General features: G+C 72.0%; 2 protein-coding genes. One reads left to right on the top strand and one right to left on the bottom strand.

What is annotated here, in order from left to right; translation table 11 throughout:
* Window positions 1-1,209: heavy metal translocating P-type ATPase (locus AB0I52_RS32775; protein WP_363078810.1), on the bottom strand; the 1,209-nt coding region annotated here is incomplete at its 3' end.
* A 358-nt stretch (window positions 1,210-1,567) separates the two neighbouring features.
* Between AB0I52_RS32775 and AB0I52_RS32770 the strand changes: the two genes are divergently transcribed.
* Entirely contained in the window at window positions 1,568-2,257 is a 690-nt protein-coding gene (locus AB0I52_RS32770; RefSeq protein ID WP_363078808.1) for a copper homeostasis protein CutC, read from the top strand.
* Window positions 2,258-2,368: the final 111 nt, after the last annotated feature.

Here is a 2,368-nt window from a genome sequence, read left to right as displayed (position 1 = left end):
GGTGCCGACCATGAGGGCGGTGGGTGTGGCGAGGCCGAGGGCGCAGGGGCAGGCGATGATCAGTACGGCGACGGCGGCGGTGAACGCGGCCGTCAGCCCCGAGCCGTTGCCGAGCCAGAAGCCGAGCGTGCCGAGCGCGAGCGCGATCACGACGGGGACGAACACCGCCGAGATCCGGTCCGCGAGGCGCTGGGCCGCCGCCTTGCCGTTCTGCGCGTCCTCGACCAGCTTGGCCATCCGGGCCAGCTGGGTGTCGGCGCCGATCCGGGTCGCCTCGACGACGAGCCGGCCGCCCGCGTTGAGCGTGGCACCGGTCACCGGGTCGCCGACGCCGACCTCGACGGGGACCGACTCACCGGTGAGCATGGACGCGTCCACCGCCGAGTTCCCCTCGACGACCGTGCCGTCGGTGGCGATCTTCTCGCCGGGCCGGACCAGGAAGCGGTCCCCGACCTGGAGGTCCGCCGTGTCCACGGTCACCTCGCGGCCGTCACGCAGGACGGTGACCTCCTTGGCGCCCAGTTCGAGCAGGGCCTTCAGCGCCGCGCCCGCCTTCCGCTTGGAGCGGGCCTCGAAGTAGCGCCCGGCCAGGATGAAGGCGGTGACTCCGGCGGCGGCTTCGAGGTAGATGTTCCCGGCGCCGTCGCTGCGGCCGATGGTCAGCTCGAAGGGGTGCGTCATGCCGGTCATTCCGGCGGTGCCGAAGAAGAGCGCCCACACCGACCAGAGGAACGCGGCCGAGGTGCCGACCGAGATCAGCGTGTCCATGGTGGCCGCGCCGTGCCGGGCGTTGGTCCACGCGGCGCGGTGGAAGGGCCAGGCGGCATACGTGACGACGGGCGCCGTGAGGGTCAGCGAGAGCCACTGCCAGTTGTCGAACTGGAGCGCGGGGATCATCGCCATCGCGATCACCGGCACGGCCAGCAGGACCGCGGTGATCAGCCGCTGCCGCAGCGGGCGGAGCTCGTCCGCCTCCGCCTTCGCCGTGTCGGCGGGCGTGTCAGTGGTACGGACCGGGGGAGCGGGCTCGTGCGCGCTGTAGCCGGTCTTCTCGACGGTGGCGATCAGGTCCTGTACGGAGACGTCCTCGCCCCGGTAGCTGACGCGGGCCTTCTCCGTGGCGTAGTTGACGGTGGCCTCGACCCCGTCCATCCGGTTGAGCTTCTTCTCGATACGGGCCGCGCACGAGGCGCAGGTCATGCCGCCGATGGCGAGCTCGACCTCTGCGGCGCCGGTACCGGTGGTGCCACTGGGACCACCTGTGTCAGTGGTGCCGGTGGTGGCTGCGGTCTGCGCGGACACTTGGCCTCCTCGGTAGTGGGATGATCAATACTCGCGATTGATACCCCTAGGGGGTATGTAGTACTGATTCATATATACCCCCTACCCCTATGAATCCGCAAGGTCCGGCCGCGGCGGACGCGCGGATTCCGGGCGTCCGGTTGCCTGGCGCGCCTCTGACCTCGCGTATCTTCACGTGCGCGGTGGGGCTGCGCCCTCGGCCGCCCGGCCCGTAGGCTGGCCATTGGACTAGACCTATAGCTGCTTCCTGGAGGATTGGGTTCCCATGAGCAACCGTGCAGTCCTGGAGGTGATCGCTCTCGACGCGGAGGACGCGGTCGCTGCCCAGGCGGGTGGTGCGGACCGGCTTGAGCTGGTCACCGACATGGCGGCGGACGGCCTCACCCCGTCCTGTGCGACCTTCGCGGCGATCCGTGCCGCGGTGGACATCCCCCTGCGGGTGATGCTCAGAGTGGCGGACGGCTTCGCGGCCGGTGACATCGATGTACTCGTACGCAAGGCGCACGAGCTGCGGGCGGCGGGCGCGGACGAATTCGTGTTCGGCTTCCTGGACGCGGACGGCCACCCGGATCTCGTCGCGGTCGAGCGGATCATCGCCGAGCTGGACGGCTGCCACTGGACGTTCCACCGCGCGATCGACCGCGCCGCCGACCGGGACGCGCTGCGCAAGGCCCTCGCGGACCTGCCGGGCCTGGACACGTATCTCACCGCGGGGTCGGCCGCCGGGGTGGACGACGGCATCCCCACGCTGCTCGTCGAGGCGGCGCGCAAGGGGGAGCCGGGGTACGAGCCGCAGATCCTGGTCGGTGGCGGGCTGCGGCTCGACCATCTGCCGGAACTGCTGGACGCGGGGATCGACGCCGTCCACATCGGCGGCGCGGCGCGGCCCGGCGGCTGGGCGGGGCCGGTGGATGCGGCGGCGGTACGGGAGTGGCGGGCGGTGCTCGACGCGTAGGGGGGGGCGGAGCCCCCGGGGTTCGGGGCCGGGGGTCCGGTCCGGGGTCCGGGAACCCCGGCGGCCGGGGACGGCCGGCGAGGGGGCACGGCCCAGCTCGAGGTCGGCGGA

The sequence above is a fragment of the Streptomyces sp. NPDC050423 genome (genome assembly GCF_040655445.1).
In the GTDB taxonomy this organism is placed as follows: Bacteria; Actinomycetota; Actinomycetes; order Streptomycetales; family Streptomycetaceae; genus Streptomyces.
This window is presented reverse-complemented; position numbering and strand designations above follow the sequence as displayed.

Coding starts and splice junctions, on each gene's coding strand:
- AB0I52_RS32770 (WP_363078808.1), top strand. CDS start 1,568: ATGAGCAACCGTGCAGTCCTGGAGGTGATCGCTCTCGACGCGGAGGAC.